The sequence below is a fragment of the Sphingomonas sp. genome (assembly GCF_036677245.1).
Lineage (GTDB): Bacteria > Pseudomonadota > Alphaproteobacteria > Sphingomonadales > Sphingomonadaceae > Allosphingosinicella.
Genome location: NZ_JAKFCG010000124.1, coordinates 1 through 5,990, shown reverse-complemented (window position 1 = coordinate 5,990; position 5,990 = coordinate 1). Strand labels below are relative to the sequence as shown.

The window sequence follows — 5,990 nt, the reverse complement described above, 5'->3', positions numbered from 1 at the left end:
CGACCTGTTCGTCGAGCAGGAAGGCACGACCCGCGACATCGGCGAGGCGATGCTCGACTTCAACTGGCTGCAGGCGATGGAGAATTCGGTCGATCCGCACCATGTCGAATGGCTGCACGGCGCGTTCATGAACGCCGATCGCGCGCTCAAGGGCATGCCGGAGGTGAAGCTCACCGCCAAGAAGCACAAGAAGGTCGGCTTCAGCGAGTTCGAATATGGCATCATCAAGCGCCGTGTCGTCGAAGGCGGGACCGAGGAGGACGACGATTGGAAGATCGGCCATCCTTTGGTCTTCCCGCACATGCTCAAGCTCGCCGGCGCGGGCATCGGCCAGTTCCAGATCCGGGTGCCGATCGACGACGTCAACACTTGGCACCTCTGGTACAATGTCTGGAAGACGCCGGTGCCGATGCCCCGGCAGATCACGATCCCGTCCTACACGGTGCCGCTCAAGGACGAGGACGGCAATTGGATCCTCGACTATATTGACGCTCAGGACATCTCGGTCTGGGCCGAGCAGGGCCGCATCGCCGACCGCAGCAAGGAGACGCTCGGCGCCTCGGACAAGGGCATTGCGATGTACCGGAGGATGCTGCTCCAGCAGGTCAAGGTGGTCGAGGAAGGCGGCGATCCGATCGGCGTCGTGCGCGATCCCGAGGTCGCCAAGTTCATCGAGCTCCAGACCGAGGCGAACAAGCTCGGTGACGCGATGGGCTTCGTCTATCTGATGCTGACCGAGCAGGCGGCGCGCTACTCGCCGTTCAATCGCCAGCTGATCGAGCGGTTCGGCTTCCTCGAGGCAGCCGCCGCGGAATGAGCGAACCGAACAAGCTCGCCTTCGGCGTTCTCGGTATGGGAGCGCCGGGGGCGGTGTTCGCCAACGAGATCATCGACCATCCGCAGCTCCGCCTCGTCGCAGGCTGCGATCCGCGCGAAGCCGCGTTGGAGCCGTTGCAGGCGCTCGACGGCGTCGCCGCCTACACCGACATCGATCAGCTGATCGCCAATGACGAGATCGACGCGGTCGTCATCGCGACGCCGACGCCGATGCATTGCGACCATGCCGTCCGGCTGCTGCGTGCCGGCAAGCATCTGCTGATCGAGAAGCCGGTCGCGGCCACGCCCGCCGAAGGGCGGCTGATCGCCGAAACCGCGCGAGAGACCGGCCGCACCGTCGTCATCGGCGTCTCGCACAGCTATGAAACGCCGCTGCGCGCGATGCGGGCGCTGATCGATTCCGGCCGCTTCGGGCCGCTGCGCAGCATCAACGCGCTCAATTACAACGACTGGTGGTACCGGCCGCGCCATCCCGACGAGCTCGACAGCAACAAGGGCGGCAGCGTCGCCTATCGCCAGGCGGTCCATCACGCCGACATCTTGCAATATCTGACCGGCGGCAGGACTCCGCGCGCGGTGAGCGCGCAGACCGGCTCGTGGGCGCCCGAGCGCGCCGGCATCGGCAGCTATTCGGCGCTGCTGCGCTACGACGAGGCGCTGACCGCCTACATCTTCTACAGTGGCTACGACCATTTCCCGGCCAGCGAGCTGACCTTCGGACAGGGCGAGGGCGGCGCGGCGAAGGAGACCTACGGGTCCTCGCGGCGGCGGATCGAAGCGGTCACCGCCGAGGAGGAGGCGCAGTTCAAGTACGGGCCACCCGAGGTCTCGCGGCGCGGCGCCCTGTTCGTCAAGCCGCAGGGCCCCGTGACGTTCGGGCTGGTGATCGCGAGCTGCGAAGGCGCCGATCTTCGGGTCGGACCGGAAGGGCTTTTGGTCTATTCGACCCAGGGCCGCCACGAGGTGAAGCTCGACGGCATCGCCGGTGGTCGCAGGGTGGTGCTCGACGAATTGATCGCCGGCATCGCCGGCGAGCCGCTCACCCATGATGCCGAATGGGGCACGCGCAACATCGAGCTGTGCACGGCGATCGTAACCTCCGGCGAGCGCGGACAGGAAGTCGAGATGTCCGGGTTCGTCGCGCCGTTTCCACCGTCTCACGACCGCGCGCTGATCGACGCTGTCACCGCAAGATATCAAGAGGCGGTGGTCGGAGCCGAGCCGAAGATTGCCAACGGCTAGCATTGCACGAAAAGGTGGGCCCCGGCTTTTCGCAACAAGCAATGCGGTGCCAAACGGCTAAATCCAGCCTCTGAAATCGCAGGCGCCGGTCAAGAACGGCACCCCGATTTGCGGCGTTCGTGGGTGGGTGCGATGGTCTAGGTGCGGCACAAATACCACGGAGCAGAAGGTTCTAAGCGCCAAAACGGACAGAGTTTGACCGTCCATGTGTTGGCGTTATGATAATATAAACAATAAAATCTTGGGGAGAGGAAAATGAGCAAAAACAAGTTGTTGGCGGCTGTCTCGGCCTTGTCGTTCATTGGCTGCTGGTCCACCGGCGCGGGCGCGCAGGAGGCGGCGGTACAGCCGGCGGACCAGGGCGAAGCCGAAAAGCCCGACTACGGCATCGAAGACATTGTCGTCACGGCGCGCAAGCAGTCCGAAGATATCCAGGATGTCCCTTTGTCCGTCACCGCGGTCAGCGGCACGACCCTCGAGCGGCGCGGCCTCCAGAACGTCAAGGATCTTGCGCAGTCGGTGCCCAGCCTCAGCCTGATCGGCTCCAACACCGCGCGCGCCTCGGCGCTCCAGATCCGCGGCATCGGCTCGTTCGGCCTCAATCCCGGCATCGAGCCCAGCGTCGGCGTCTATTTCGACGGTGCCTATCAGAAATCGGCCGCGGCGGTGCTGTCGTCCAACCTGCTCGACCTCGAGGCGATCGAAGTGCTGCGCGGCCCGCAAGGCACGCTTTACGGCCGCAACACGCCGGTCGGGGCGGTCATCGTCCGTTCGCGCGCCCCGAGCCAGAACACCGAAGGCATGGTCCAGGCCGGCATCGGCAATTACGGCACCAAATATGTCCAGGGCTTTATCGGCGGCGGACTCAGCGAGGAGCTTGCCGGCCGCGTGTCGCTCAACTTCAACACGCGCGACGGCTATGATTACAACATCAACACCCAGTCGCATATCAACGACACCGAGCAATTCACCGGCCGCGCCCGGCTGCGCTGGACGCCGAGCTCCAGCTTCACCGGCGACTTCATTGCTTTCTACACGCGGGTGAAGAACCATTGCTGCGTCGGCGACAACGTCGATCCGTTCGGACCGTTCGGGATCGCGACCCCGGGCTTCCTGGCTGCGATGCAGACCGCGCTCGGGCGCCCCTACACCAACCTCACGAGCCGCGATCATATCGTCGACAGCGACGAGGACCCGCTCGAGATCCTCAAGAATTTCGGTGGCTCGTTCACCGGTGAATTCGGTCTCGGCGGTGGCCACACGCTGACCTCGATCACCGCCTATACCGGCACGCGCATGAATTCGCCGCGCAGCGCGCCCCATGCCCAGCCGCTGCTCGCTTATACCAGCTCGTTCACCAACCCGATCGACACCTGGAGCGAGGAATTGCGCCTCGCCTCGTCGCTCGACCAGAGGCTGAGCTACCAGTTCGGCGCCTATCTGTTCCACGAAAAGACGTCGTTCCACGAGGAGCGCACGACGGTGAGGCCGAACCGCGTCTTCCCCGACGGCACGATGCTGCCCGGCGGGCTGACCGCATTCTACGACTTCCACCAGAAGACGTTCAGCATCTCAGGCTATGGCCAGGCGACGTTCGCGATCACCGACGCGTTCCGCTTCACCGGCGGCGGGCGCTACAGCTACGACCGCAAGCGCGCCTCGGCCGTGAGCACGGTCACGCCGGGTGCTCCGGCCAACTTCAGATCGCAGTTCCCGACCAACAGCGAGCCGCGGCTGCGCTACAACGAATCGAAGTTCACCTGGCTGGCCAGCCTGCAATATGACGTCACCCCGGACGTGATGGCCTACGCCACCGCGTCGACCGGATGGAAATCGGGCGGCTTCAGCGGCCGCGCGGTCGCGCCCGGGACGCCGGTCGTGTTCGGGCCGGAGAATGTCCGCAACTACGAGCTCGGCACCAAGGCGACCTTCCTGGATCGCCGCCTGCTGTTGAACGTCTCCCTCTACAAGATGAGGGTCAAGGGCTTCCAGGATTCGATCAACAATCCGGTGTCCGGGGCGGGCTTCATCGTCGGCAATGCCGGCACGATCCACACCAAGGGAGTCGAGGCCGAGATGCAGGCGAGGCCGATCCCCGAGCTGCTGCTGTTCGGATCGCTCACCTATCTCGATTCGCATTTCTCCAATTATTCCGCGGCCCCCTGCTACACCGGCCAGACTCCTAACGGATCGCGGCCGGGGACCTGCAACGTCAACGGCCTGACTCCGCAGAACAGCCCCAAATGGCGCTATTCGGTGGGAGCGGAGGTAACCAAGGAGATCACCGCCAGCGGCATCAGCGCCTTCGTGCGCGGCGACGCCAATTACATCGGCGATCAATATCTGTTCGCGACGCTCGATCCGCGCTCGCTGGAAGAGAGCTACACGATCGTCAACGCCCGGCTCGGGCTCGAGGGGGACGAGCAGAAATGGCGCGTGTCGCTGTGGGCGAAGAACATCACGAAGGAGGATTATTTCACCCTGATCGCGCCGGTCGCCAACGGCGGCTTCTTCAGCAACGGCGGCCGCGCGGGGGTCTCCGGGCCGTTGATCGGCATCAACGGCGCGCCTCGCACCTATGGCATCGAAGCGAGCATGAAATTCTGACGACATGAACAAAGGGCTGCCGGCCAGCACGCGGGCCGGCAGCCTCGCCGCGGAAGAGTGACGACGGATTGTGATGGCGTTCCCGGGATGAATACAGTGGCTTGCTGCGCCGGACTCATCGGCATCGCGTTGATGTCGGCTGCAGCCGTCGTGCCAGCGGAAGCGGAAACGGGCGCCGACCAGCGGCCCACCGAGCAGATTGCCAAGGGCGGCGCGCTCTACGCCGAAGGCTGCGCAAGCTGCCATGGCGTCGACCTCCAGGGCGACAGCGGACCGGCGCTGCGTCCGCTCGCGGCGCTCAAGCAGCCGCAGGGCGCCGCCGCAAGCGCTGCCGATCTCGCGCGCTGGATCAGACTGAACATGCCGGTGGCCGATCCCGGTTCGCTGACGAGTGCGCAGGCGCATGACGTCACCGCTTTCATTCTCGCGCGCAGCGGTGTCAGCTGGGGCGCCGAGCCGCTCGCGGCGGCGAACAGTCCAACGATATTCCTCCGAAAGGCAAAGTGATGAACGACGGCGATCCCGACAAGTCAGGGCCGGTTCCATCGGCAAGTCCCGGCGAGGAGAAGGGCCAGGATGCGGGATTCGTCAGCTCGGCGATCGCCGGCCGCCGCGACATCCTCAAGGGCTTTCTCGTCACGGGCGGGCTGATCGCCGCAGCGGATGCCGCCGCACAAACCGCGCCCGAGGGCGGGACGCCGCCCGCGGCGCCGCCCACGGCTCCCACCCCAATGGGTGCCGCCAGCGGGGCGCACGCCGAATTCGCGCCCCCTGCGGCCGGGACGCATGAGCTCACCGTCGATCGCGCCAATTCCGACGTGATGGTTGACGTCATCAAGTCGCTCGGGATCGAATATGTCGCCGCGAACCCCGGATCGTCGTTCCGCGGGCTCCACGAATCACTGATCAACTACGGCGGCAACAAGGCTCCGGAGCTCCTCACCTGCCTGCACGAAGAGACGTCGGTCGCGATGGCGGCCGGCTATGCCCGCGTGACCGGCAAGCCGATGGCGGTGATGCTCCACGCGACCGTCGGCCTCCAGCACGGTTCGATGTCGATCTATCACGCCTTCGCCGATCAGGTGCCGGTGCTGATGTTCATGGGCGCATCGCTCGATGCGGCGACGCGGCGGCCGTATATCGAGTGGATGCATTCGGTGCAGGACGGCGCGGCGCTGGTGCGCGACTTCACCAAATGGGACGATCAGCCGATCTCGATGCAGCATTTCGCCGAATCGACCGTCCGCGCGGTCAAGCTCGCGACGACCGCGCCGATGGGGCCAACATTGATCTCGGTCGACACC

The 5,990-nt window shown here is 65.2% G+C and carries 5 protein-coding genes; all 5 read left to right on the top strand.

All coding sequences use genetic code 11. From position 1 onward, the window contains the following. Positions 1 to 817 (top strand): RHO alpha subunit C-terminal catalytic domain-containing protein (locus V6M48_RS12505; protein ID WP_332812860.1); only part of this gene is annotated, 817 nt, incomplete at its 5' end. Next, complete coding sequence (locus tag V6M48_RS12500; protein ID WP_332812859.1) at positions 814 to 2,079, top strand: Gfo/Idh/MocA family oxidoreductase; 1,266 nt, start codon at positions 814 to 816, stop codon at positions 2,077 to 2,079. The genes V6M48_RS12505 and V6M48_RS12500, both read left to right, overlap by 4 nt. 255 nt (positions 2,080 to 2,334) lie before the next feature. After that, positions 2,335 to 4,686, top strand: coding sequence for a TonB-dependent receptor (locus tag V6M48_RS12495; RefSeq protein WP_332812858.1), 2,352 nt, complete (start codon positions 2,335 to 2,337; stop codon positions 4,684 to 4,686). A 132-nt stretch (positions 4,687 to 4,818) separates the two neighbouring features. Then, positions 4,819 to 5,193 (top strand): c-type cytochrome, encoded by a 375-nt coding sequence (locus V6M48_RS12490; protein WP_332812857.1) that lies wholly within the window; start codon positions 4,819 to 4,821, stop codon positions 5,191 to 5,193. Beyond that, positions 5,193 to 5,990 (top strand): thiamine pyrophosphate-binding protein (locus V6M48_RS12485; protein WP_332812856.1); only part of this gene is annotated, 798 nt, incomplete at its 3' end. The genes V6M48_RS12490 and V6M48_RS12485, both read left to right, overlap by 1 nt.